This is a genomic window from Ruegeria sp. D3 (genome assembly GCF_056534465.1).
This window is the reverse complement of sequence record NZ_JBQFPK010000008.1, coordinates 1-25,850: the sequence shown is the minus strand read 5'-3', so window position 1 is coordinate 25,850 and position 25,850 is coordinate 1. Positions and strand designations below refer to the sequence as shown.

Annotated in this window: 22 protein-coding genes; 15 read left to right on the top strand and 7 right to left on the bottom strand. The window is 57.7% G+C overall.

All coding sequences use genetic code 11. The features are described 5' to 3' along the window. Nucleotides 1–5: 5 nt before the first annotated feature. The 4 genes from ACR0DX_RS12725 (at nucleotide 6) to nusG (ending at nucleotide 3,328) form a co-directional block, all read left to right on the top strand. A complete protein-coding gene (locus ACR0DX_RS12725; RefSeq protein WP_170355310.1) occupies nucleotides 6–2,171 on the top strand; it encodes a heavy metal translocating P-type ATPase in 2,166 nt (721 codons plus the stop codon). A gap of 4 nt (nucleotides 2,172–2,175) precedes the next feature. Further along, nucleotides 2,176–2,334, top strand: coding sequence for a cbb3-type cytochrome oxidase assembly protein CcoS (gene ccoS / locus ACR0DX_RS12720; protein WP_170355309.1), 159 nt, complete (start codon nucleotides 2,176–2,178; stop codon nucleotides 2,332–2,334). Between the two features lie 68 nt (nucleotides 2,335–2,402). After that, a complete protein-coding gene (gene secE / locus ACR0DX_RS12715) occupies nucleotides 2,403–2,600 on the top strand; it encodes a preprotein translocase subunit SecE (protein ID WP_170355308.1) in 198 nt (65 codons plus the stop codon). Nucleotides 2,601–2,794: 194 nt separating this feature from the next. Next, complete coding sequence (gene nusG, locus ACR0DX_RS12710; protein ID WP_170355307.1) at nucleotides 2,795–3,328, top strand: transcription termination/antitermination protein NusG; 534 nt, start codon at nucleotides 2,795–2,797, stop codon at nucleotides 3,326–3,328. Nucleotides 3,329–3,456: 128 nt separating this feature from the next. On the opposite strand, the gene ACR0DX_RS12705 is transcribed toward nusG, so the two are convergent. Together ACR0DX_RS12705 and ACR0DX_RS12700 are read right to left on the bottom strand one after the other, a co-directional pair. Continuing rightward, nucleotides 3,457–4,194, bottom strand: coding sequence for a hypothetical protein (locus tag ACR0DX_RS12705; RefSeq protein ID WP_170355306.1), 738 nt, complete (start codon nucleotides 4,192–4,194; stop codon nucleotides 3,457–3,459). 23 nt (nucleotides 4,195–4,217) lie between these two features. After that, nucleotides 4,218–5,078, bottom strand: a complete 861-nt coding sequence (locus tag ACR0DX_RS12700) for a hypothetical protein (RefSeq protein ID WP_170355305.1) — start codon at nucleotides 5,076–5,078, stop codon at nucleotides 4,218–4,220. 310 nt (nucleotides 5,079–5,388) lie between these two features. On the opposite strand from ACR0DX_RS12700, the gene rplK reads away from it, so the two are divergent. Both rplK and rplA read left to right on the top strand, forming a co-directional pair. Further along, complete coding sequence (gene rplK / locus ACR0DX_RS12695; protein WP_010440985.1) at nucleotides 5,389–5,838, top strand: 50S ribosomal protein L11; 450 nt, start codon at nucleotides 5,389–5,391, stop codon at nucleotides 5,836–5,838. A gap of 1 nt (nucleotide 5,839) precedes the next feature. Continuing rightward, nucleotides 5,840–6,538, top strand: a complete 699-nt coding sequence (gene rplA, locus ACR0DX_RS12690; protein ID WP_170355304.1) for a 50S ribosomal protein L1 — start codon at nucleotides 5,840–5,842, stop codon at nucleotides 6,536–6,538. A 63-nt stretch (nucleotides 6,539–6,601) separates the two neighbouring features. Here rplA and ACR0DX_RS12685 read toward each other — a convergent pair whose 3' ends face one another. From ACR0DX_RS12685 to ACR0DX_RS12675, 3 genes are all read right to left on the bottom strand, one after another. Then, complete coding sequence (locus ACR0DX_RS12685) at nucleotides 6,602–7,615, bottom strand: phosphotransferase (protein WP_170527410.1); 1,014 nt, start codon at nucleotides 7,613–7,615, stop codon at nucleotides 6,602–6,604. A gap of 111 nt (nucleotides 7,616–7,726) precedes the next feature. After that, nucleotides 7,727–8,752, bottom strand: a complete 1,026-nt coding sequence (locus ACR0DX_RS12680; protein WP_170355302.1) for a Hint domain-containing protein — start codon at nucleotides 8,750–8,752, stop codon at nucleotides 7,727–7,729. A 164-nt stretch (nucleotides 8,753–8,916) separates the two neighbouring features. Further along, the gene (locus tag ACR0DX_RS12675; protein ID WP_170355301.1) at nucleotides 8,917–9,888 is read right to left on the bottom strand and encodes an aminoglycoside phosphotransferase family protein; all 972 of its coding nucleotides are present in this window, start codon (nucleotides 9,886–9,888) and stop codon (nucleotides 8,917–8,919) included. Between the two features lie 401 nt (nucleotides 9,889–10,289). Between ACR0DX_RS12675 and rplJ the strand changes: the two genes are divergently transcribed. From rplJ to rpoC, 4 genes are all read left to right on the top strand, one after another. Further along, on the top strand, nucleotides 10,290–10,808 hold the full coding sequence (gene rplJ, locus ACR0DX_RS12670) for a 50S ribosomal protein L10 (RefSeq protein WP_170355300.1): 519 nt from the start codon (nucleotides 10,290–10,292) through the stop codon (nucleotides 10,806–10,808). A 79-nt stretch (nucleotides 10,809–10,887) separates the two neighbouring features. Next, entirely contained in the window at nucleotides 10,888–11,262 is a 375-nt protein-coding gene (gene rplL / locus ACR0DX_RS12665; RefSeq protein ID WP_037314964.1) for a 50S ribosomal protein L7/L12, read from the top strand. Between the two features lie 249 nt (nucleotides 11,263–11,511). Continuing rightward, on the top strand, nucleotides 11,512–15,648 hold the full coding sequence (rpoB, locus tag ACR0DX_RS12660) for a DNA-directed RNA polymerase subunit beta (RefSeq protein ID WP_170355299.1): 4,137 nt from the start codon (nucleotides 11,512–11,514) through the stop codon (nucleotides 15,646–15,648). Between the two features lie 50 nt (nucleotides 15,649–15,698). After that, nucleotides 15,699–19,940, top strand: coding sequence for a DNA-directed RNA polymerase subunit beta' (rpoC, locus tag ACR0DX_RS12655; protein ID WP_170355298.1), 4,242 nt, complete (start codon nucleotides 15,699–15,701; stop codon nucleotides 19,938–19,940). 134 nt (nucleotides 19,941–20,074) lie between these two features. Here the strand turns inward: rpoC and ACR0DX_RS12650 are convergent, their stop codons facing one another. Beyond that, nucleotides 20,075–20,503, bottom strand: a complete 429-nt coding sequence (locus ACR0DX_RS12650; RefSeq protein ID WP_170355297.1) for a hypothetical protein — start codon at nucleotides 20,501–20,503, stop codon at nucleotides 20,075–20,077. A 143-nt stretch (nucleotides 20,504–20,646) separates the two neighbouring features. On the opposite strand from ACR0DX_RS12650, the gene ACR0DX_RS12645 reads away from it, so the two are divergent. Continuing rightward, the gene (locus ACR0DX_RS12645; RefSeq protein ID WP_480846335.1) at nucleotides 20,647–21,516 is read left to right on the top strand and encodes a DMT family transporter; all 870 of its coding nucleotides are present in this window, start codon (nucleotides 20,647–20,649) and stop codon (nucleotides 21,514–21,516) included. Here ACR0DX_RS12645 and ACR0DX_RS12640 read toward each other — a convergent pair. Further along, nucleotides 21,501–22,307, bottom strand: coding sequence for a putative rhamnosyl transferase (locus ACR0DX_RS12640; RefSeq protein WP_170355295.1), 807 nt, complete (start codon nucleotides 22,305–22,307; stop codon nucleotides 21,501–21,503). The two genes, ACR0DX_RS12645 and ACR0DX_RS12640, sit on opposite strands and share 16 nt — an antisense overlap. A gap of 398 nt (nucleotides 22,308–22,705) precedes the next feature. Here ACR0DX_RS12640 and rpsL point away from each other — a divergent pair, with 398 nt between their 5' ends. The 4 genes from rpsL to ACR0DX_RS12620 all read left to right on the top strand — a co-directional run. Beyond that, a complete protein-coding gene (rpsL, locus tag ACR0DX_RS12635; RefSeq protein WP_005621086.1) occupies nucleotides 22,706–23,077 on the top strand; it encodes a 30S ribosomal protein S12 in 372 nt (123 codons plus the stop codon). A gap of 15 nt (nucleotides 23,078–23,092) precedes the next feature. Further along, on the top strand, nucleotides 23,093–23,563 hold the full coding sequence (gene rpsG / locus ACR0DX_RS12630) for a 30S ribosomal protein S7 (RefSeq protein WP_039529242.1): 471 nt from the start codon (nucleotides 23,093–23,095) through the stop codon (nucleotides 23,561–23,563). Nucleotides 23,564–23,581: 18 nt separating this feature from the next. Then, a complete protein-coding gene (fusA, locus tag ACR0DX_RS12625; RefSeq protein WP_480846333.1) occupies nucleotides 23,582–25,699 on the top strand; it encodes an elongation factor G in 2,118 nt (705 codons plus the stop codon). 60 nt (nucleotides 25,700–25,759) lie between these two features. Continuing rightward, the coding region (locus ACR0DX_RS12620) for a GTP-binding protein (protein ID WP_215675807.1) at nucleotides 25,760–25,850 on the top strand (91 nt) is incomplete at its 3' end.

Here is a 25,850-nt window from a genome sequence, read left to right as displayed (position 1 = left end):
CGCAGATGAGTTCCGGTACGGCGGCTTGTCCGGGTTGTATCGCAGCCCCGGCAGAACCGGCACGGCCGATCCCTCAGGACGTGCAGATTGCGCTGTCGTTGCCAGGTATCCATTGCTCGGCCTGTATCGCGACGGTCGAGCGTGCGCTGAACGCCACGCCCGGCGTCGAGGATGCGCGCGTCAACCTGACCCTGAAACGCGCCATGATCAAAGCCGCGCCCGATCTGCGCGCCGCCGATCTGATCCCTGTGCTGGAAAACGCGGGCTTTGAGGCGCATGAGCTGGACCCCGGTGCCCTGTCCGCCACACAAGCCGACAAGGCGGGGCGGGATCTGTTGATGCGGCTGGCGGTGGCCGGGTTTGCCTCGATGAACGTGATGCTGCTGTCGGTCTCGGTCTGGTCCGGGGCAGCGGATGCAACTCGGGACATGTTCCACTGGATTTCGGCGGCGATTGCGCTGCCTGCGGTTGCTTTCTCTGCGCAGCCCTTCTTTGCGAATGCCTGGTCGGCCTTGCGCGTGCGTCGTCTGAATATGGACGTGCCAATCGTACTGGCGATCCTGTTGGCGCTGGTCACATCGCTGTGGGAAACTGCGCTGAGCGGTGAACATGCCTATTTCGACGCCGCCCTGACGCTGACCTTCTTCCTGCTGGCTGGACGCTATCTGGATTACCGTACTCGCGCTGCTGCCCGATCTGCGGCCGAGGAGCTGACCGCGCTGGAAGTCCCCCGCGCCATTCGGGTCGTGGATGGCATCGAGGAAGAGGTCGCCGTTGCCACGCTGAGCGTAGGCGACCTGATCTTGATCCGCCCCGGCGGGCGGATGCCCGTGGATGGCGAGATTGTCTCGGGTCAATCGGAGCTCGACCGGTCGCTGCTGACCGGAGAAACCCTGCCGGTCTTTGCCGAGGCAGGTACGACTGTCAGCGCCGGTGAGGTCAACCTGACCGGCCCTCTGACCATCCGCGCGACGGCGGTGGGTGAGGACACTTCTCTGCACCGTATGGCCGATCTGGTGGCCATCGCTGAATCGGGGCGCTCGCGCTATACTTCGCTGGCCGACAAGGCCGCCAAGCTTTATGCGCCGGGGGTTCATATCCTGTCGGCGCTCAGCTTTGTAGGGTGGTATATCTATTCCGGCGATATCCGTACCGCGCTGAACATCGCCGCCGCCGTGCTGATCATCACCTGCCCATGTGCGCTGGGGCTGGCGGTTCCTGCGGTGACCACGGCGGCCTCGGGGCGGTTGTTCCGCAAAGGGATGCTGATCAAACACTCCACCGCGCTGGAACGTCTGGCCGAGGTTGATACGGTTGTTTTCGACAAGACCGGCACGCTGACCTCTGGCACTCCGGAACTGACCAATCTGGGCGATCATTCGAGATCCGACCTTGAGGTCGCGCTGGCACTGGCCGAAGCGTCCTCGCACCCGTTGTCGGTTGCTTTGACCAAGGCCGCTCGCGAGGCAGGGATCAAGCCCGCCACGCTGAAAGAGGTCACAGAGGTTCCGGGCTACGGTACTGAGGGTACCTATCGTGGCCAACGCGTGCGTTTGGGCCGGGCGGCATGGACCGGCGCAGAAGAAGGCGATCAAACCGCCGCATGGCTGGCAATCGCCGGGCAAGCGCCGTCGGCATTCCTGTTCTCGGACGCTCTGCGCCCCGGCGCGGTGGAGGCGGTGCAGGCGCTGCGTGATGCGGGTAAAGAGGTCATCCTGATCTCGGGCGATACGCAAGGCGCGGTTCAGGCGCTGGCGGGCAAGCTGGGGATTCAGAACTGGATTGCGCAGGCCCTGCCGCAGGACAAGGCCACGCATGTTGAGGCTCTGCGCGATCAGGGCCATCACGTGCTGATGGTGGGCGACGGGCTGAACGACACGGCGGCGCTGGCGGCGGCGCATGTGTCGATCTCACCGGCCTCGGCGCTGGATGCGGCGCGGGTGGCCTCGGACATTGTGCTTCTGGGGAATGATCTGTCACCCATCGCCGACGCCTGCGACACCGCAGTCAAAGCAACCAAACGGATTCGCGAAAACTTTCGCATCGCCACCGTCTATAATATCATCGCAGTGCCGTTGGCTGTGGTTGGTCTGGCTACGCCGCTGATTGCGGCACTGGCGATGTCGACATCGTCTATCACCGTGTCTTTGAACGCATTGCGGGTAAGGTAAAGCGATGGAAGTTCTGGCCTATCTGATACCGATTTCCCTGTTTCTGGGAGGGGTTGGGCTGGTGGCGTTTGTCTATACTGTCCGCTCGAACCAGTATGACGATCCCGAGGGCGACGCGCGGCGCATCCTTAGCGATGAATGGGACGACAAGCCAAAGCCCTGACAGCCCTTGAAATTGCCGCAATGCCCGGTTATGTCCGGCCCATCCGCTAGCAGAGAGAACACCGCCAAATGGCTACCATGAATCCGATCCAGTTCATTCAGCAAGTCCGCGCCGAAGTTGCAAAGGTCGTCTGGCCGACGCGTCGCGAGGTTCTGCTGACCACGGTCATGGTGTTCATCATGGCGGCCCTTACCGCTGTGTTCTTTGCGCTGGTCGATCTGGGCATTCGTGGCGGTCTGCAACTGATCCTGGGCATGTTCGGCTAAACCCGCGCGGGCAGGGTGGAAACACCGCTTCCCCCTTGCACAGCACGCGATGTCCTTGTAGGTCACGCGGAACTATTCGGAATGGGCGTGCGGCGATTCGGACCGCGCGCCGCTTTTTATTCCGGGTAACGTAATGGAATTTCAATCACGGGCACGCGTTGCCGCTGCCTGAGAAAAACAAGGACGACAGGTTCATGGCGAAACGGTGGTACTCGGTCAGCGTTCTTTCGAATTTCGAAAAGAAGATCGCAGAACAGATCCGCACGTCGGTGGCAGAGCACGGCCTTGAGGACGATATCGACGAAGTGCTGGTGCCCACCGAAGAGGTGATCGAAGTGCGCCGGGGCAAAAAGGTCACCACCGAACGCCGTTTCATGCCCGGCTATGTGCTGGTGCATATGGAGATGTCGGATCAGGGCTATCACCTAGTGAACTCGATCAACCGCGTCACCGGCTTCCTGGGCCCGCAAGGCCGTCCGATGCCGATGCGTGATGCCGAGGTGAACCAGATCCTCAACCGCGTTCAGGAAGGCGAAGAAGCGCCCAAGCTGATGATCTCCTTCGAGGTCGGTGAGAAGGTCAAGGTCAACGATGGCCCGTTCGAGGATTTCGACGGCATGGTCGAAGGCGTGGACGACGAGAACCAGAAGTTGAAGGTTTCGGTTTCGATCTTCGGTCGCGAAACCCCGGTCGAGCTGGACTTTACGCAGGTGACCAAGCAGAGCTGAGTTAACCTGCTGCGAGATTCGAAGCGCCGCGATGCCTTGAGCAACGCGGCGTTTTTTTGTTTCAAACCAGTTCTAGCGGCCGGAGGCAAGGGGCAGGCTACTTCGATGGCAGGGAAAGAACGGTGTAGCTATGGCGGTCCTGGGATCAGTTCATTTTGTTGAAGGGCTGTCAGAATGTCGAGGATTGTCGACGGGCTGAAATCCACGGATCCGTCAAGAAAGACACCCAGCCCGCCTTCTCCGATTTCTTTCGGGCCGCCATTCTCGTAAACCGGATCGAGTGAAGCGAGTTCTACTGGCAATTCCGGACACAATGGGGTTTCGTTCAAAACAAGGTCCACAGCGGCCAGCATCAATTCCTTAACTGAGTCCAGAGTGTCGTCCTTCAGAAGTTGCTCGCGCTGTTCTTCAGGGGCCGTAAGTGTAAGATCAATGAGTTTGAAATAAGCACAATTGTCGCGCAGCTCGACGGTCGCCGCGGTGGACATATTCGCCAGGATGGCTCTTTTTTGTTCGCCCCGCTGAAAGTCGCGCTCGCTGGTTCGACTGCATTCGAAGATTGTGATGGTTACATCTCCATTCAAGTCAATCGCGTCGTCTTGGGCTTTGAGGCTTAAGTCATCCAGCCGGGCCTGCAGGCCGCAATTGTCGATGACCGCGTTGTCAGCCAACTGCTCTGGCACTGTTTTTTGTATCTCTCGGAGATCGAGAAGGGCTTTTACCCCGATCCGTGTAGGGGCAGCGGCAGTGATTTTCATGTCCAGCGTGTAGGGGAGCTTTGTTTCGCGCACCGGTAAGGTAGCGTCGATCAGAAAGTTCACCTGCTGAGCGCTAGGAGCGCGAACGCCGGGAACTGCTGCCGCCAAGACCAAGATCATGAACCAATGTCTCATTCAGCAAACTCCAAAACACCAAGCGCTTTTAGGCCCGCAAGGACTTTGACGATTGTCTCGGCGCTGACATCAGCCGATCCGACAACTGCGGCTCCCATCCCGCCCGGAGCAATTTCGCGTGTGCCGCCGGATTCGTAGATTGGGTCGAGAACTGCGAATTCTTCGGGCAGTGGCGGGCAGACCGGGTTTGCGGCCAAAAACTCTCCACCCTTTTCTAGCACGGCTTCGTTGATGCGGTTGGTCAAACCAAAAAGATTGCTGACGGCGCCGATAAAGCCACGCGGGTTGAGGTCAACATTTTCGATACTGAATGTCAGGCACTGGCCTTTAACTTCCGCCTTGGCGACAGCAACGGCATCGACTGTAGCCCCAAAATAACGAATGCCAGCTTCTTCACGCCGGTTGCACCTGGTAAATTGAGCGCGGGCCGAACCCTCGACCTTTACAGTATCGCCTATGGCAGTGACATCGCGGACCTCAAGATAGATCTGACGTTTGCAGCTTTCTTCCAGAGGGCCAGTCAGAATCTGCGGCGCCTTTTCCTGTAATCCGCGCAAGTCCATGAACGCCCTTATTTGCAACCTTGTGGGGCTGGCTTCTTCAAGGCCACTGTAAACCGTGAAAGGAACGGGAATGTCGCGCAGGGGAACTTCCTTGGTCAGTTTTATCTGAAACCGACCGGCATAGTTGGCAGGATCAATCCCCGTCGTGACGGTTGACGCGGGACTGTTGGACCCGTTGGATTGGCCGGTAGTCTCGGACGCGGCGTCCTGATCCTGAGCCTTGCTGCCACATCCCGGCAGCATCGCTAGGAAAACGCAGATCAGTAGCCCCTTGTTAAGCCGAGATGATGCCATCCCCGATCACCTCTTTTGCAATCAAGCAGTTCCAAGATACCCGTCTTGTTCTCTGGCGCAACTTATGTATTCAAGTAAATTATTCTGTTTGGCTTTTCTAACTGACACTGAGGTCGGACCAAGACAAAAAGGGTCACTTGGGAATAAGGTGACATCTACTTGCCAACCCCATCGTTCCCCTGTAAATGCCGCCTCTATCGTCTTCGGGCGAGATTCTCTCGTGGGAGGTTGTTGGGATCGCGATCCCGGATCGGACCACGCAACATAAACCGGGTGGAACGCGTTTCACCTACGTTGAAAGGAAAACCAAATGGCCAAGAAGCTTGCTGGTACAATGAAGCTGCAGGTTCCTGCAGGTCAGGCGAACCCGTCGCCGCCAGTTGGTCCGGCGCTGGGTCAGCGCGGCATCAACATCATGGAATTCTGCAAGGCGTTCAATGCCAAGACTGCAGACATGGAGCCCGGCGCCCCATGCCCCACCGTGATCACCTATTATCAGGACAAGTCCTTCACCATGGACATCAAGACGCCGCCCGCGTCTTATTACCTGAAAAAAGCAGCTGGTCTGAAGCCGGTTGGCAAGCGTAACCGCCCCCGTGGCGCGGAAAACCCAGGTCGTGAGACCGTGGCAACCGTGACCTCGAAGCAGGTTCGTGAAATCGCCGAAGCCAAAATGAAAGATCTGAACGCCAACGACGTCGAAGGCGCAATGCAGATCATCCTGGGCTCGGCCCGCTCTATGGGCATCGAGGTGAAGTAAGATGGCAAAACTTGGTAAACGCACCCGCGCTGCGCGCGAAGCTGTCGCCGGCAAGGAAAATCTGTCGATCGAAGACGCAGTTGCCCTGGTCAAAGCCAACGCAACCTCGAAATTCGACGAGACCATCGAAATCGCGATGAACCTGGGCGTTGACACCCGTCACGCTGACCAGATGGTTCGCGGCGTTGTTGGCCTGCCCAACGGCACCGGTAAAGCGATGCGCGTTGCGGTATTCGCTCGTGGCCCCAAGGCTGACGAAGCGAAAGAAGCCGGCGCCGATATCGTTGGCGCAGAGGACCTGATGGAAACCATTCAGGGCGGCACCATCGAATTCGATCGCTGCATTGCCACCCCGGACATGATGCCCATCGTTGGCCGTCTGGGTAAGGTTCTGGGCCCCCGCAACCTGATGCCGAACCCCAAGGTTGGCACCGTGACCATGGACGTCAAAGCAGCCGTGGAAGCAGCCAAGGGCGGTGAAGTTCAGTTCAAGGCGGAAAAAGGCGGCGTTGTGCACGCTGGCGTTGGCAAAGCGTCGTTCGACGAAGCCAAGCTGGCCGAAAACGTGCGCGCATTCGTTTCGGCTGTGGCCAAGGCCAAGCCGTCGGGCGCCAAAGGCACCTACATGAAGAAAATCGCGCTGAGCTCGACCATGGGCCCAGGCGTGACTCTGGATGTGGCGGCTGCGGCGGGCGAATAAGCCTTTACGCACGACTACAAAGATTTGATCCCGGGTGGTGAGAACTGCCCGGGATTTTTTGTGTCAATTTGTAAAGTGATCCGGCTGAAAAGCCCTTTTCGCAAAGGGTCGTAGCCGCCGCAGAGTTCTTTGTTTAGCCTCAGTGCGCAGCGCCTTTTTCTGTGGCACGCGGGCCAAAGTCGACAAGACGCGTGGATAAAGAAGAAAAGCCAGGCTGGGATCATTTGGACCGACCATTTTATACCCTTCGAAAAAAGCTGAAGTGACATCCTCGGGGACGACTCGGCCGGGCGCCACCTCGTTTGCAGAACGGGTCAGGGTGGTAAAATCCAGCAAGACTTTTGAAATGTCATGTCCGACCGGGGCCATTTGATCGCTGGAAAAGTCAAGCCCGAGTGTCCGCTGGTCGTCTCGTATCAGATTGAATAGGTGAAAGTCGCCGTGCTGAATTGCCGAAATCGTTTGCTGGCCTTCGAACTGTGGCGCCAGCTCGATGATCCGTCGGATACCGGCGAGAAACAGTTGCCGTGCGGGTACGGTTGCAATGCCTGCGGTGATCTGTTTTTCCAGCTCCTGATAGTAGCAGACCGTATATTTGGGCTGAAAGATGCGCCGCTCTTCGATCTGTGTGCGGTGATAGGCATCCAGCCAGACCCCGGCTTGTTTTAAAAGGTCCAATTGTTGGACAGGCCGACCCTCAGCCTTGCGGACGAGTTCAGCGAAGGTGTGACCCCTTATGTATTCAAAGAGGCTTGTTTGAGCGTCCTGTGACACGTGGATAGGTTTGGGCGCGGTCAGGGTGGCGTCTTCCCCCAGAGCATGAAACGCTCGTTCCTGGCGCATGTGGTGGGCGACAAACCCCTGTTGCGACTCGGGTTTAAGCTGGAACTTGTAGGCGTAAGACAAACCCGACCTGTGTTTTGCGCGAAGAACAATCCGAGAGTTTTCCGGATCGTCTCGGCGGGACAGTTTGGTCAGCCTCCAGCCATGGCGCGACAACCCCGCCTGGGCGGCGAAACCTGGCCAAAGTTTCAAGGCTGTTTTGTCGAGGGTCGAGTCCTGAAAGTTCCACCACATGCCAAGGTTTTTCTCTTCGCATTAATCGTCCGCATTCGTATTTGCAGACAATGCAGCGTTCGGGTGCGTTGCGCAAATGCCGGGATTGGCGGCATCCTGCATCCTGTCAGGTCACATATACGCGCTTAGAACTGCTGCTTCACGGGCGTTGATCGTAGCGGCTGCAGTGTGACGGAAGGCGTCCCTTGCGTGGTCAAGCGAGGGGAACAGGGCCACAATCTCGGCTCGCTGCGCCAAGGACAAGGCATGTTTCGCGCTTTCGCCAAAGAAATAGCTTTCTGTCAACGCTCCGTTCGACCGAACGATGTGATGCTGGTCGAACATGAAATGCGTGTAGGTGATCCTGTCCATCTCGCGGATTTCAACACCCGGCAGGCTGCAAAGATGCTTGGCCGCAACGAAAACCTCAGAAGACCCGAACAGCATGCTTATCGCGGGCGAAGCGACGAGAACCCGATGTTGCTGTGACAGAATAAGTTTTTTGGTGTTTCCGATGGCCCCCTGTTCAATCACAACAGGTGCAAAGGCGCCGCGCCCGGGGACTGTGGTCGTGTCGATCCACATGATTGGCTGAAAACCGGCATCGCGGGTCCAGATGTTCTGACCACGGCTGAGTTGCGCGATATCGACATCCCCTTCAGATGTTGCGATCAGAGTGCCTGGGCCAAAACAGGGGATGTAGTCGTCATAAGCCGAACTGCCTGCGTTAGATCCTGAAACCTTGATATAGGATGTTCCGGGGTCCAGCGGTGCAGACGTTGCAAATCCCCAAACGTCCGAGGTGACGCCGTTTTGCGAAAAAACGTAGACCTCGATTTCGGGTCCGACCGGGTTGCCATCACCGTCCAGGGCGCGCAGGACGATAATGGATTCTGACTCGACCGGCGTACCGTCGGCGACAATCCCGCCGCCATCCGTGATGATATGTCCGCCCGCCTGGTCGTCGTTGAAAATATCCGGGCTGCCGCTGGTGTCGTCCAGCGTGACGGTCGTCCCGCCGCCGCCAGAAAAGGAAAAGATGGTCCCGTCCGGAGTATCCGAGTTGTTGATAATCGAGTTGCCTACGATACCGCCAGAAGAACTGGAGGTCACAATCAGGCTGGAGCTGTCCTGAGCGAAAAAACTGCGAAGTACCATGTGCTCGACTTAACCTTACAGAAACTTGTTAACCAGGCGGAGGCTTTAGGTTGGAAACCGGCAAAACCTTTATCCAGTACGCAATTTAATTTGCTTGGGTCTGATTTTGCCAGCCATTTCTTCAGCTGCGATCACACAATGTTGTTAGCAGCGCGCAAGTTGCGTTAATCAACACTGTCGTGAAATGTGATGCGCAGTCGGTTGCCCAGCCTGTGCCGTTTGTCTTCCTCGAACGGGCTGCAGCGATGGTTTAAGTGCCACAGTGCCAACCAGTCCAAAATCAACCGTCCTCGGATGCAGGTGTCCAGAATGTCCATATGGATGGGGTGTTCGTAACGCCGGAAAAACATCTCTTTGTTTGTTTTCAAAATGCCACTGCGATCCACTTCCTGAGGGGGAGCGTCGCGAAACACATCGGACTTCAGGAAGTCCACGATGTCATAGGCGGCCAGTTTCACCCTGACCTCGGTGAAATCCAAACCGATCATATGCCCTCGGCCGACGATCAGGTTCTGTGCATGGAAATCACCGTGTGAAAACACCTGCGTTTCCAGAGTGCCTCTGAGGTTCCATGCTTCGTTTGTCAGCACATCCAGCATTGCCGCGCTTTCGTGTTGAATCGCTTGTGGGACATGCGCCGCTGCGGCCTGAATGTTGTCGAGCATCCATTTCGGTCGAAATCCGTATTTCTGTAGCGGGCGATACGCGTGCAAATGGTGCAGCCATTCTCCGGCGCGTCGATAAATCTGGGCGACCTGATCCGCATCAGGGCTTCTGTGAATAATATCCGCTGCGGTTGGACGGTCGATATACTCTGTCACGAAGAACGTCTGCGAGGGTGAGATGTGGACAGGGCGAACAACCCGCACAGTCTGCGTGTCTTCGAAATAAGCCGACAGGGTCGTCAGAAGGTCATATTCCTTCTGCAACCGACCCGTTTCCGGAGAGGTTGTATCAATCTTTAGGGCGTACTCCCCTGAACCGGTTCTCAGGCGCAGTAGGTACCGGGTGTCAGCAAAATCATGCGATCGGTAGACGCATTCAAACCCGGATAAGCTTAGGTTCCTGCCATGTGCAGAGAATTCTTTGACGCAACCTGTCGCAAATCGGTGTTCTTGCGGGGAGAGTTTCGGCATTTGCAGCGTGTTATCCGGGGTTTGGGTGCGCGAGACAGGACCTTAGCGTGCATGACATGTCAATGCCGCACAATACAGTTTGGACAGGGTGCCTCGCTGGGAAGGGATTGCAGCGATTTGATGTGATTTACCTCTTGGAAACCCCGCCTATCTGCCCTAAAGAGACTTGCGGAGTAAAGCGTGCGATTCGTCGTGCGCTTTATTTCGTTTCGTCCAAGACGGTGGGTGACCTTGCGAAAGGTCTTAATTCCCTGCCTGAGACGGGTAAGACCAAAGAATTCTGAGGGTCGCATTCCTCGGGCGCATTTTGGCCAATCCCGTAACAACGGACCTGAACGCAGGGGTTTCGGCCTCTGCAAATATGAGCCGGGATGTCCAACATCCCAAACTTGGAGAGAACTGTGGATAGAGCCCAGAAAGAGAAAGTGGTCGAGGAACTCGGCCAAATCTTCGAAAGCTCTGGCGTCGTAGTGGTTGCCCATTACGCCGGTCTGACAGTTGCCGAGATGCAGGACCTTCGCGCACGTGCTCGTGACGCGGGTGGTGCCGTGCGTGTTGCCAAGAACAGGCTCGCCAAAATCGCCCTCGACGGAAAGCCATGTGAAAGCATTGGTGACCTGCTGACGGGTATGACCGTTCTGACCTATTCCGAGGACCCCGTGGCAGCAGCCAAGGTGGCCGAGGACTTCGCCAAAGAGAACCAAAAGTTCGAAATTCTTGGCGGTGCAATGGGCGAGAACGCTCTGGACCGGGCTGGTGTTACAGCCGTGTCGAAAATGCCGTCGCGTGAAGAGCTTATTGCTACGATCGCGGGTATGCTTGGCGCGCCTGCTTCGAACATCGCCGGTGCAATTGGCGCACCTGCAAGCAACATCGCAAGCATCCTTTCCACCATCGAAGAGAAGGCGGAAGCTGCGTAAGCGGTTGGCACTGAATGATCTGCGTAGGGTGAACACCCTGACGTTGGAACACACACTGTAAACGGAAAGAGCTGATAAAATGGCTGATCTGAAAGCACTCGCAGAAAGCATCGTGGGTCTGACCCTGCTGGAAGCACAAGAACTGAAAACCATCCTCAAAGACGAATACGGCATCGAGCCCGCAGCAGGCGGCGCAGTTGTCATGGCAGCTGGTGGCGACGCCGGCGGCGCAGCTGAGGAAGAAAAAACCGAATTCGACGTCGTTCTGAAGAACGCCGGCGCTTCGAAAATCAACGTGATCAAAGAAGTTCGCGGCATCACCGGTCTGGGCCTGAAAGAAGCCAAAGAACTGGTCGAAGCTGGCGGCAAGATCAAAGAAGGCGTGTCGAAAGACGAAGCCGAAGAAGTCAAAGGCAAGCTGGAAGCAGCTGGCGCCGAAGTCGAGCTGGCCTAAGCCAACCGACGGGTGCATCGCTGATGCGCCGCAAAATTTGGCTGGGCCCGGAGAAATCCGGGTCCAGCCGAACCTGTCTTAGAAAGGGCCTCAAGATGTGGGGCGTTTTCTAAGACACGGTTTTCGGATCGGGAGGCCGCCTTCGGGACGGTGGCCACGAATTGATCCGGACGTGTCGTCTCGAATGTGCAGGATGCTGGGGCCCGACGGTGTCTTTGCCCGCTGAGAACTTGAAAGGTGACATCTGACATGGCTCAAACGTTCCTTGGCCAGAAACGTCTTCGTAAATACTACGGCAAAATCCGCGAAGTGTTGGAAATGCCGAACCTCATTGAGGTACAGAAATCTTCTTATGATCTTTTCCTGCGCTCCGGCGATGCAGAACAGCCCACTGACGGCGAAGGCATCAAAGGCGTGTTCCAGTCGGTTTTCCCGATCAAGGATTTCAACGAAACCTCCGTGCTGGAGTTCGTGAAGTACGATCTGGAAAAACCCAAATACGACGTCGAAGAGTGCATGCAGCGCGACATGACCTACAGCGCGCCGCTGAAGGTCACTCTGCGTCTGATCGTGTTTGATGTCGATGAGGATACCGGCGCGAAGTCGGTCAAAGACATCAAAGAACAGGACGTGTTCATGGGCGATATGCCCCTGATGACACCGAACGGCACGTTCATCGTGAACGGCACCGAGCGTGTGATCGTCAGCCAGATGCACCGCTCGCCCGGTGTGTTCTTTGACCACGACAAGGGCAAGACCCACTCGTCCGGTAAACTGCTGTTCGCCTGCCGCATCATCCCGTATCGCGGCAGCTGGCTGGACTTTGAGTTCGACGCCAAGGACATCGTGTTCGCCCGTATCGACCGTCGCCGTAAACTGCCTGTGACAACCCTGCTTTATGCGCTGGGTCTGGATCAGGAAGCGATCATGGACGCGTATTACAACACCGTGTCCTACAAGCTGGACAAGAAGAAAGGCTGGGTCACGCCATTCTTCCCCGAGCGTGTGCGCGGCACCCGTCCGACATACGATCTGATCGACGCGAAATCGGGCGAAGTGATTGCCGAAGCCGGCAAGAAAGTTACCCCGCGCGCGGTCAAGAAACTGATCGAAGAGGGCGTGGTCACCGACCTGCTGGTGCCCTTCGACAATATCGTCGGTAAATATGTCGCCAAGGACATCATCAACGAAGAAAACGGCGCGATTTATGTCGAAGCCGGTGATGAGCTGACCCTTGAATACGACAAGGACGGCGATCTGATCGGTGGCACCGTCAAAGAACTGATCGATGCCGGTATCACCGACATCCCGGTTCTGGACATCGATAACGTCAATGTCGGCCCTTACATGCGCAATACCATGGCGCAGGACAAAAACATGGGCCGCGACACTGCGTTGATGGACATCTACCGCGTCATGCGCCCCGGCGAGCCGCCCACCGTCGAAGCGGCCTCGGCTCTGTTTGACACACTGTTCTTCGACAGCGAGCGTTATGACCTGTCCGCGGTTGGCCGTGTGAAGATGAACATGCGTCTGGCCCTGGATGCGCCGGATACGCTGCGCACCCTGCGCCGCGAAGACATCGTGGCCTGCATCAAGGCGCTGGTCGAACTGCGTGACGGCAAAGGTGACATCGACGACATCGACCACCTGGGCAACCGTCGTGTGCGTTCTGTCGGCGAACTGATGGAAAACCAGTACCGCGTTGGCCTGCTGCGCATGGAGCGCGCGATCAAAGAGCGTATGTCGTCGGTCGAGATCGACACCGTCATGCCGCAGGACCTGATCAACGCGAAACCGGCTGCTGCTGCTGTTCGTGAATTCTTCGGCTCGTCGCAGTTGTCGCAGTTCATGGACCAGACCAACCCGCTGTCGGAAGTCACCCACAAACGCCGTCTCTCGGCGCTTGGCCCCGGTGGTCTAACACGTGAGCGTGCGGGCTTTGAGGTGCGCGACGTGCACCCGACCCACTATGGCCGGATGTGCCCGATTGAAACGCCCGAAGGTCCGAACATCGGTCTGATCAACTCGCTGGCCACCTTTGCCCGCGTGAACAAGTATGGCTTCATCGAAACACCGTACCGCGTCGTCAAAGACGCTGAGGTGACCGATGAGGTTCACTACATGTCCGCGACCGAGGAAATGCGTCACACTGTGGCGCAGGCGAACGCGACGCTGGATGCGGATGGCAAGTTCATCAACGATCTGGTTTCGACCCGTCAGGCTGGTGACTACACGCTTGCCCCGCGTGAGAATGTTGACCTGATCGACGTGTCGCCGAAACAGCTGGTTTCGGTCGCTGCATCGCTGATCCCGTTCCTTGAAAATGACGACGCCAACCGCGCTCTGATGGGCTCGAACATGCAACGTCAGGCGGTTCCGCTGCTGCGGGCCGAGGCGCCGCTGGTCGGTACCGGGATCGAGGAAAAGGTTGCGATCGACTCAGGCGCTGCGATTCAGGCGAAACGCGCCGGTATCATCGACCAGGTTGATGCTCAGCGTATCGTTATCCGCGCGACCGAGGATCTGGAACTGGGCGACGCTGGCGTTGACATCTATCGTCTGCGCAAATTCCAGCGTTCGAACCAGAACACCTGTATCAACCAGCGTCCGCTGATCAAGGTGGGTGACACCGTCCAGAAGGGCGAAGTCATTGCCGACGGTCCGTCGACCGATATGGGTGAACTGGCCCTTGGTAAGAACGTGGTCGTCGCGTTTATGCCGTGGAACGGTTACAACTACGAAGACTCGATCCTGATCTCGGAACGTATCGCGCGTGACGACGTCTTTACCTCGGTCCATATCGAGGAATTCGAAGTCGCCGCCCGTGACACGAAGCTGGGCCCGGAAGAGATCACTCGCGACATCCCGAACGTCGGTGAAGAAGCGCTGCGCAACCTCGACGAGGCGGGCATCGTTTACATCGGTGCGGATGTTGAGCCGGGCGATATTCTGGTCGGCAAGATCACTCCGAAGGGCGAAAGCCCGATGACCCCGGAAGAAAAGCTGCTGCGCGCTATCTTTGGTGAAAAAGCATCTGACGTGCGCGACACCTCGCTGCGTGTAAAGCCGGGCGATTACGGTACGGTTGTTGAGGTCCGCGTCTTCAACCGTCACGGCGTCGAGAAAGACGAGCGTGCGCTGCAGATCGAGCGTGAGGAAGTCGAACGTCTGGCCCGTGACCGGGACGACGAGCTGGCGATCCTGGACCGCAACATCTATGCGCGTCTGCAGGGCCTGATCCTGGGTAAAACCGCTGTGAAAGGCCCGAAAGGCGTCAAGCCGGGCTCGGTGATCACCGAGGAGCTGCTGGAAACCCTGACCCGTGGTCAGTGGTGGCAACTGGCGCTGGAAGGTGAGCAGGACGCACAGATCGTCGAGGCTCTGAACGAGCAGTACGAAGTGCAAAAGCGTGCTCTGGACGCCCGTTTCGAAGACAAGGTCGAAAAGGTCCGCCGTGGCGATGACCTGCCCCCGGGTGTGATGAAGATGGTCAAAGTCTTCATCGCCGTGAAGCGTAAGCTGCAGCCGGGCGACAAGATGGCCGGTCGTCACGGGAACAAAGGTGTGATCTCCAAGGTTGTTCCGATGGAAGACATGCCGTTCCTTGCCGATGGTACGCCGGTTGACTTCTGTCTGAACCCGCTGGGTGTGCCTTCGCGTATGAACGTTGGTCAGATCCTTGAAACCCACATGGGTTGGGCCGCGCGCGGTCTGGGTCTGAACATCGATGAGGCTCTGGGTGAATACCGCCGGTCCGGCGATCTGACCCCGGTGCGCGAAGCGATGAAGCTGGCCTATGGCGAGAATGTCTACGAAGAAGGCATCACCGGTCTGGACGAGGATGGCCTGATCGAGGCTGCGGGCAACGTGACCCGCGGTGTTCCGATCGCAACCCCGGTCTTTGACGGTGCCAAAGAGGCGGACGTCAACGACGCGCTGGTGCGTGCGGGCTTCTCGGAAAGCGGTCAGTCGGTTCTGTTCGACGGTCGCACCGGTGAGCAATTTGCACGTCCGGTCACCGTGGGCATCAAGTACCTGCTGAAACTGCACCACCTTGTGGACGACAAAATCCACGCGCGTTCGACCGGGCCGTACAGCCTGGTAACCCAGCAGCCGCTGGGTGGTAAGGCGCAGTTCGGTGGTCAGCGCTTTGGTGAGATGGAGGTCTGGGCTCTGGAAGCTTACGGCGCCGCCTACACCCTGCAAGAGATGCTGACGGTGAAATCGGATGACGTCGCCGGCCGGACCAAGGTCTATGAGTCGATCGTCAAGGGCGAGGATAACTTTGAAGCGGGCGTACCGGAATCGTTCAACGTTCTGGTTAAAGAAGTCCGTGGCCTCGGCCTGAATATGGAACTCCTGGATGCGGAGGTTGAGGAGTAAGGGCGCTGCCCTTTCTCCCGTCCCCCCTTCCGCAAGATTTGAGGTAACAAATGAACCAGGAAATCACCAACAACCCGTTCAACCCGCTGACGCCCCCGAAGGTCTTTGACGAGATCAAGGTCTCGTTGGCGTCGCCCGAGCGGATTCTGTCTTGGTCCTATGGCGAGATCAAGAAACCCGAAACCATCAACTACCGGACGTTCAAGCCTGAACGTGACGGCCTGTTCTGCGCGCGTATCTTTGGCCCGATCAAAGACTACGAATGTCTGTGCGGCAAATATAAGCGGATGAAGTATCGCGGCGTTGTCTGCGAGAAATGTGGTGTGGAAGTCACCCTGCAGAAAGTCCGCCGCGAGCGTATGGGCCACATCGAACTGGCTGCGCCTGTTGCACATATCTGGTTCCTGAAGTCGCTGCCGTCCCGTATCGGTCTGATGCTGGACATGACGCTGCGCGATCTGGAACGCGTTCTGTACTTTGAAAACTACGTCGTCATCGAGCCCGGTCTGACTGACCTTACCTATGGCCAGATGCTGACCGAAGAAGAGTATATGGATGCGCAGGATGCTTACGGCATGGACGCGTTCACCGCCAATATCGGTGCCGAAGCCATCCGTGAGATGCTGGCCCAGATCGATCTGGAAGCCGAAGCCGAGCAGCTGCGCGCTGATCTGGCCGAAGCAACCGGCGAGCTGAAGCCCAAGAAGATCATTAAGCGTCTGAAGGTTGTTGAATCCTTCCTCGAGTCGGGCAACCGCCCCGAGTGGATGGTGATGACTGTGATCCCGGTCATTCCGCCGGAACTGCGTCCGCTGGTTCCGCTGGATGGTGGCCGTTTCGCGACCTCGGATCTGAACGATCTGTATCGCCGCGTCATCAACCGGAACAACCGTCTGAAGCGTCTGATCGAACTGCGCGCGCCTGACATCATCGTCCGCAACGAAAAGCGGATGCTGCAGGAATCCGTGGATGCTCTGTTCGACAACGGCCGTCGCGGCCGCGTGATCACCGGCGCCAACAAGCGTCCGCTGAAATCGCTGTCGGACATGCTGAAAGGTAAGCAAGGTCGCTTCCGTCAGAACCTTCTGGGTAAGCGCGTCGACTTCTCGGGCCGTTCGGTCATTGTGACCGGTCCGGAACTCAAGCTGCACCAGTGTGGTCTGCCCAAGAAGATGGCGCTGGAGCTGTTCAAGCCGTTCATCTACTCGCGCCTCGAAGCCAAAGGTCTGTCTTCGACCGTGAAACAGGCGAAGAAACTGGTCGAGAAAGAGCGTCCCGAAGTGTGGGATATCCTCGACGAGGTGATCCGCGAACACCCTGTCATGCTGAACCGTGCGCCGACGCTGCACCGTCTTGGCATTCAGGCGTTCGAGCCCGTTCTGATCGAAGGTAAAGCCATCCAGCTGCACCCGCTGGTCTGTTCGGCCTTTAACGCCGACTTCGACGGTGACCAGATGGCCGTTCACGTCCCGCTGAGCCTTGAGGCCCAGTTGGAAGCGCGTGTTCTGATGATGTCGACGAACAACGTTCTGTCGCCTGCAAACGGCGCGCCGATCATCGTTCCGTCGCAGGATATGATCCTGGGTCTCTACTATGTGACCCTGGAACGCGAAGGCATGCCGGGCGAAGGCAAGGTGTTCGGTTCGATCGACGAAGTTCAGCACGCGCTGGATTCCGGCGAAGTGCACCTGCACTCCAAGATCACCGCGCGGATCACGCAGATCGACGACGAAGGCAACGAAGTTCAGAAGCGTTTCGAGACCACTCCGGGCCGTCTGCGTCTGGGTGCATTGCTGCCGATGAACAACAAAGCACCGTTCGAGCTGGTCAACCGTCTGCTGCGGAAAAAAGAAGTGCAGCAGGTGATCGACACCGTCTACCGCTATTGCGGTCAGAAAGAGTCGGTTATCTTCTGTGACCAGATCATGTCGATGGGCTTCAAAGAAGCGTTCAAGGCGGGCATCTCGTTCGGTAAGGACGACATGGTCATTCCGGACGACAAGTGGGGCATTGTTGATGACACCCGCGGTCAGGTGAAGGACTTTGAACAACAGTACATGGACGGCCTGATTACTCAGGGCGAAAAGTACAACAAAGTTGTCGATGCCTGGTCGAAGTGTAACGACCGCGTCACCGAGGCCATGATGTCGACGATTTCGTCGTCGGATCGGGCAGCGGATGGCTCTGAGCAGGAACCGAACTCGGTCTACATGATGGCCCACTCGGGTGCGCGTGGCTCGGTCACTCAGATGAAACAGCTGGGCGGTATGCGCGGCCTGATGGCCAAGCCGAACGGTGACATCATCGAGACGCCGATCATCTCGAACTTTAAAGAAGGTCTGACCGTTCTCGAGTACTTCAACTCGACCCACGGTGCCCGTAAGGGTCTTTCGGATACCGCTCTGAAGACGGCGAACTCGGGTTACCTGACCCGTCGTCTGGTGGATGTGGCGCAAGACTGTATCGTTCGTGAGATCGACTGTGGCACCGAACGTGCGATCACTGCCGAAGCCGCCGTGAATGACGGTGAGGTTGTTGCCTCGCTGGCCGAGCGCGTGCTGGGCCGTGTATCTGCCGACGACGTTCTGCGTCCGGGCACCGATGAGGTTCTGGTTGCAGCCGGTCAGTTGATCGACGAACGCATGGCCGACACCATTGACGAAGCTGGCGTTGCCTCGATGCGCATCCGCTCGCCTCTGACCTGTGAGTCCGAGGAAGGCGTTTGTGCCACCTGCTACGGCCGTGACCTTGCACGCGGTACCATGGTGAACACGGGTGAGGCTGTCGGCATCATCGCCGCGCAGTCGATCGGTGAACCCGGTACACAGCTGACCATGCGGACCTTCCACATCGGTGGCGTTGCGCAAGGTGGTCAGCAGTCGTTCCAGGAAGCGAACCAAGAAGGTGTTGTCGCGTTCGAGAACCCGCAGATTCTGATCAATGCCGCAGGCGAAAGCCTGGTCATGGGCCGGAACATGAAGCTGGTGATCAACGACGAACACGGCGAAGAGCGGGCCAGCTTCAAGCTGGGCTACGGCTCCAAGCTGTTCGTCAAGGATGGCGACAAGGTTGCTCGCGGCGACAAGCTGTATGAATGGGATCCCTACACTCTGCCGATCATCGCCGAAAAAGCCGGTACCGCGAAATATGTTGACCTTGTTTCGGGCATCGCTGTCCGAGATGAGACCGACGATGCAACCGGCATGACCCAGAAGATCGTGATCGACTGGCGCGCCGCCCCCAAAGGCAGCGACCTCAAGCCCGAGATCATTCTGGTCGGTGAAGATGGCGAACCAGTCCGCAACGATGCGGGCAACCCGGTTCACTATCCGATGTCGGTGGATGCGATCCTGTCGGTCGAAGATGGTCAAACTGTCGAAGCTGGTGACGTTGTCGCGCGTATCCCGCGTGAAGGTGCCAAGACCAAGGACATCACCGGTGGTCTGCCGCGTGTGGCCGAACTGTTCGAAGCGCGTCGTCCGAAAGATCACGCGATCATCGCAGAAGCCGATGGTTACGTGCGCTTTGGCCGCGACTACAAGAACAAGCGCCGCATCAGCATCGAACCGGCTGACGAGTCCTTGGAGACCATTGAATACATGGTGCCCAAGGGCAAGCACATCCCGGTCGCCGAAGGGGACTTCATCCAGAAGGGTGAGTACCTGATGGACGGTAACCCGGCTCCGCATGACATCCTGTCCATCATGGGTGTCGAAGCGCTGGCGGATTACATGATCGACGAGGTGCAGGACGTGTATCGTCTGCAGGGCGTGAAGATCAACGACAAGCACATCGAGGTCATCGTGCGCCAGATGCTGCAGAAGTGGGAGATCCTGGATTCAGGCGACACCACCCTGCTGAAAGGCGAACATGTCGACAAGCAAGAGTTCGACGCGGCCAACGAGAAGACCATCGCCCGCGGTGGTCGTCCGGCACAGGGCGAGCCGATCCTTCTGGGGATCACCAAAGCCTCGCTGCAAACGCGTTCGTTCATCTCGGCGGCGTCGTTCCAGGAAACCACCCGTGTGCTGACCGAGGCTTCGGTTCAGGGCAAGAAGGACAAGCTGGTTGGCCTGAAAGAAAACGTCATCGTTGGTCGTCTGATCCCCGCTGGTACCGGTGGCGCGACGCAGGCCGTGCGTCAGGTGGCCCAAGGTCGCGACAACGTCGTCATCGAGGCGCGCCGGGAAGAGGCCGAAGCAGCCGCTGCTTTGGCTGCTCCGGTTATTGACGACGACATGGTCGGTGATGAGCTGGACATCGTGGTTGACGCCCCCGAAAGCCGCGAATAAACGCGGTTTCAGAACAAAGAACAGGCCCTGCGGAAACGCGGGGCCTTTTTTGTTGTTGTGGTCTTGCCGAACAGAGCGCCGATCGTATCAAAAAAAGGCGCGCGGTGGGCTCAGGCAATGCGACAGATGTGCGTTCAAGTGCTCAGATTCAGGAACAGAACGCCAAGCGCAACCCCCACAAACGCGCCCGTCGCAAACCAATTAAGAAGTAGTTTTCCGCTTAGCGCACTTCGATAGACGCCGCGAACAAACAAGACTGGAATGGCGGCGATCCAAACAATGGTCAATATGGCAGCAGGCACTCCAAACGCGCCCGGCGTGTCACCGTTTTTCACGGATTCCGGTGCCAGATCAGAAATTGCTTGAAGGTTGAAAAATAGGAAAAACACAACAAACGAGCTGAGAGCGCCCCAAAACACTAAGTCAAATCTGATAGGGGTCGGGCCAGGCTGAGGTCTGCGGGTTTTCGACTGTGTCACGGGCGCCTTTGGTTGCGGCTGATCACCACGGGTTTGGTAGCGATGTGGTCGCTGACCAAAACCTTGAGAATTCTTCTCAAACACAGTGTCTCCAGAAAATTGGCTTTAGAATGGTCAAACCGTTCAACACATTGGCGCGATTTGCAATTCACTTTTCCAGCCACGTCTATTGACTTGCAGCGCGTCATCCCCGCGAATGAACACGAAAATATCTGAGTTCTGTTTCCATGTCTCCAAACGTAAAAGGCGCCCTGCTGATGATGGGCAGCATGGCGGGCTTTACCATCAATGATACGCTGATCAAGCTGGCAGGGGAGCAGGTGCCTTTGTTCCAGATGGTGGCGATGCGCGGGGCTTTGGCGACAGTGCTGGTCTATCTGTTGGCGCGGCATTTGGGGGCTTTGCATCTGAACTTTCCACGCCACGACAAATGGCTGATCGCCGCGCGTTGTCTAGCCGAGTTGTCGGCCACGTTCTTCTTTTTGACTGCGTTGTTGCACATGCCATTGGCCAATGTGACCGCTGTGTTGCAGGCGCTACCACTGACAGTGACTTTGGGCGCGGTGCTGTTCTTTCGGGAGAAAATCGGTTGGCGGCGGATCGTGGCTATCGGGTTGGGCTTTACTGGCATGCTGCTGATCGTCCGGCCGGGCCCCGAAGGTTTCAGCATCTATGCCATCTACGCTCTGATTGCGGTATTGTCCGTCACTGTGAGGGATCTGTTCACGCGGCGCATGTCCGTTCATGTGCCTTCGCTGACGGTGACGCTGGCGACATCGGTTACCATTACGGTGTCGGCCGGGATCGCCTCTGCGACCACGGGCTGGCAACCTGTCCCATTCGACGCGGGGGTGATGATCGCCTGCGCTGCGGTGTTTGTGCTGATCGGGTATCTGTGCAGCGTCATGGTCATGCGTGAGGGCGATGTGGGTTTCATCGCTCCTTTCCGTTATTCCAGTCTGCTGTGGGCGCTTGCGTTGGGCTGGGTCGTATTCGGAGATTGGCCTGATGCCGTCACTATGGCTGGCGCCGTTTTGGTCGTGGGCGCCGGGCTGTTTACTCTATTCCGCGAACGCGCGGCTCATTCAGCCGAGTGAACTTTCCGCACGGCGTCCTGATCGATGGCAAAGCGGGCGATGAACTCGCCCTCTTGTTCGAGGGTCAGGGGGGCAAGCTGGGTGTTGCTTTTGCGGGCATGAGGTGAATCGTTGAACGAATTTAGTGTGCGCACCCACATCGGCGCATCGGGATAGCTGATCACCGGCATGTAGTTTCCGATCCGGTGATGCCCGAAATTCATGATTGTCAGATCGCTTCCGCCCCGAACGTACATGGCAAACCCGATCCCCAGCAGCGGTTGAAACACCTGCGCGGCGTGAATGCCCTCGGGCCCGAACCGCGCCAGGAACCCTTGGTTATAGTCGATGGCGACCGTTTTGTGGTTGCGCATCAGCGCGCCGCCTTCGTCAGCGGCGATTCGTAGCCGTTCGACGAAATCCACCGACACGGCGTCGTCATCATCATGACGGAACTGGATGCAGGGCGCGTTGGGATCGTGACGCGCAGCGTTCAGGATCTCTTTCATCACCCGGCGGTGGCGCATGGGACGACGGGCGATGATCTGCACCTGTTTCATGCCTGCGGTCAGGTCGTGCAGCCGATCAAATGCGGGTTTCGGCAGGCAATCCCCGATCACGATGAACAATTGGAAATCCTCATCCGTCTGTTCGCGCAGACAGGGCAGGGTGGTGGTTTCGAACAGGCGAAACCTCTCTTCCAGCCGGGTAGGGTGGTAGAGATAGGCGCGCCGTTCCTCGGTCGTGTCATGTTCGACCTGAAAGCCGCCATGGGCGGGGTAGGAAAAGCGGCACAGGCCGATGATTTGCATGGGTCATCCGTGGTGCGTGGCGTTGCGCCCGACTATGCCCCTGCGCCCCAGAGCCCGCAATGGTTAGCAGCACTGGCGGCCGACAATCGGACCGGGTATATGAGCGCAAAGCGGCCTGTCGTGCGGTGGGTCCGGTGTACTGTTGACACTTGCGCCGACTCCCCCTATTACGCGCCCATCTCGGTACCGGGGGCCGCCCCAAAACCGATCTCAGTAATGGACTGGTCAAGACCCGGACAATTTTGCAGTTCGCGTCCTCTGATAACCAACCGCGACGTTCACCTCGGAATGGGAACGCTCGCGGGTTTTGCGCTTGTGGACGCATGAGTGCAGCAAAGTTTAACCGCACGCAATGCGCGTGCATGTCATGTGTGTTGCAAAACGGGGAAGAAACCGGAATGCCAACTATTCAACAGCTGATCCGCAAGCCGCGGCAGCCCAAAGTAAAACGCTCGAAGTCCATGCACCTGGAGCAGTGCCCGCAGAAACGCGGCGTCTGCACCCGTGTGTACACCACCACACCGAAAAAGCCGAACTCGGCTATGCGTAAGGTTGCCAAGGTGCGCCTGACCAACGGGTTCGAGGTCATCTCGTACATCCCCGGTGAAAGCCACAACCTGCAGGAACACTCGGTTGTTCTGATCCGTGGCGGCCGTGTAAAAGACCTTCCCGGTGTGCGTTACCACATCCTGCGCGGTGTTCTGGATACTCAGGGCGTCAAAGATCGTAAGCAACGCCGTTCGAAATACGGCGCGAAGCGTCCCAAGTAAGAAGGAGAGGCTGATATGTCACGTCGTCACGCCGCCGAAAAACGCGAAGTCCTGCCTGACGCCAAATTTGGCGACAAGGTTCTGACCAAATTCATGAACAACCTGATGATCGACGGCAAGAAGTCGGTCGCAGAGCGCATCGTCTACAACGCGTTTGATCGCGTTGAGAACAAGATCAAGCGCGCACCTGTCGAAGTGTTCCACGAAGCGCTCGACAACATCAAACCGTCGGTCGAGGTTCGCTCGCGCCGGGTTGGTGGTGCAACCTATCAGGTTCCGGTCGAAGTCCGCCCCGAGCGCCGCGAAGCACTGGCCATCCGCTGGCTGATCACCGCCGCCCGTGGCCGCAACGAAAACACCATGGAAGAACGCCTCGCCGGTGAGCTGCTGGACGCTGTACAGTCCCGCGGTACTGCCGTGAAGAAGCGCGAAGACACCCACAAGATGGCCGAGGCGAACAAAGCCTTCAGCCACTACCGTTGGTAATCCAGAGGCTTATCCAAAATGGCACGCGAATATCCGCTCGAACTATACCGTAACTTCGGTATCATGGCGCACATCGACGCAGGTAAGACCACCTGCTCGGAGCGTATCCTGTATTACACTGGTAAATCCCACAACATCGGTGAGGTGCACGATGGTGCAGCCACCATGGACTGGATGGAGCAGGAGCAGGAACGCGGCATCACCATCACGTCGGCTGCGACCACCACTTTCTGGGAGCGCACCGAGGACGGTAAAACCGCCGATACCCCCAAGCACCGCCTGAACATCATCGACACCCCCGGCCACGTTGACTTCACCATCGAAGTTGAGCGCTCGCTGGCGGTTCTCGACGGTGCCGTCTGCGTTCTGGACGCAAACGCTGGTGTTGAGCCCCAGACCGAAACTGTGTGGCGTCAGGCTGACCGCTACAAGGTTCCGCGTATGGTTTTCGTCAACAAAATGGACAAGATCGGCGCAGACTTCTTCAACTGCGTTCGCATGATCGAAGAGCGCACCGGCGCACGCGCTGTTCCGGTTGGCATTCCGATCGGCGCCGAGTCCGAGCTGGAAGGTCTGATCGATCTGGTCACCATGGAAGAGTGGCTGTGGCAGGGCGAAGATCTGGGCGCAAGCTGGATCAAAGCGCCGATCCGCGACAGCCTGAAAGACATGGCTGACGAATGGCGCGGCAAGATGATCGAAGCGGCCGTCGAAATGGACGACGACGCGATGATGGAATACCTGGAAGGCAATGAGCCCGACGTTCCGACCCTGCGCGCCCTGCTGCGCAAAGGTACTTTGGACATCGCGTTCGTTCCGGTTCTGGGTGGTTCGGCGTTCAAGAACAAAGGCGTTCAGCCTCTGCTCAACGCTGTGATCGACTATCTGCCCAGCCCGCTGGACGTTGTTGATTACATGGGCTTTAAACCCGGCGACGAGGAAGAAGTTCGTGACATCGCCCGTCGTGCTGATGACGACATGGCCTTCTCGGGTCTGGCGTTCAAAATCATGAACGACCCCTTCGTTGGCTCGCTGACCTTCACCCGGATCTACTCGGGCACCATGAACAAGGGTGACTCGATCCTGAACTCGACCAAAGGTAAAAAAGAGCGCATCGGTCGTATGATGATGATGCACTCGAACAACCGGGAAGAGATAGAAGAAGCGTTTGCAGGCGACATCATCGCGCTGGCGGGTCTGAAAGACACCACCACCGGTGACACCCTGTGTGACGCGAAAGAGCCGGTCGTTCTGGAAACCATGACCTTCCCCGATCCGGTGATCGAGATCGCGGTTGAGCCCAAAACCAAGGGCGACCAAGAGAAGATGTCCCAGGGTCTGGCCCGTCTGGCCGCCGAAGACCCGTCCTTCCGTGTGGAAACTGACCTGGAATCCGGTCAGACCATCATGAAGGGCATGGGCGAACTTCACCTGGACATCCTGGTTGACCGTCTGAAGCGCGAGTTCAAGGTTGAAGCGAACATTGGTGCACCGCAGGTGGCCTATCGTGAAACCATCTCGATGCCGGTCGAGCACACCTACACCCACAAGAAACAGTCGGGTGGTTCGGGTCAGTTCGGTGAAGTTAAGCTGGAAATCCAGCCGACCGAGCCAGGCGAAGGTTATTCGTTCGAAAGCCGCATCGTTGGTGGTGCCGTTCCGAAGGAATACATCCCGGGTGTTGAAAAAGGCATCAACTCGGTCATGGATAGCGGCCCGCTGGCTGGCTTCCCCGTGATCGACTTCAAGGTTGCCCTGCTGGACGGTAAGTTCCACGACGTTGACTCGAGCGTTCTGGCGTTCGAAATCGCGGCCCGTATGTGTATGCGTGAAGGCATGCGCAAAGCTGGCGCGAAACTGCTGGAACCGATCATGAAGGTCGAAGTGATCACCCCGGAAGAATATACCGGCGGTATTATCGGCGACCTGACCTCGCGTCGTGGCCAGGTGTCTGGTCAGGAACCGCGCGGCAACGCGATCGCGATCGATGCGTTCGTTCCGCTGGCGAACATGTTCGGCTACATCAACACTCTGCGTTCGATGTCGTCGGGCCGTGCCCAGTTCACCATGCAGTTCGATCACTACGATCCGGTTCCGCAGAACATCTCGGACGAGATCCAGGCGAAATACGCATAACCAAAGATTTGAGGGGGTCCGGTTCACGGGCTCCCTTCATTACCGAAAAAGGAGGCCATCATGGCAAAGGAAAAGTTTGAGCGTACAAAACCGCACGTCAACATCGGCACGATTGGCCACGTTGACCATGGTAAAACCACGCTGACCGCAG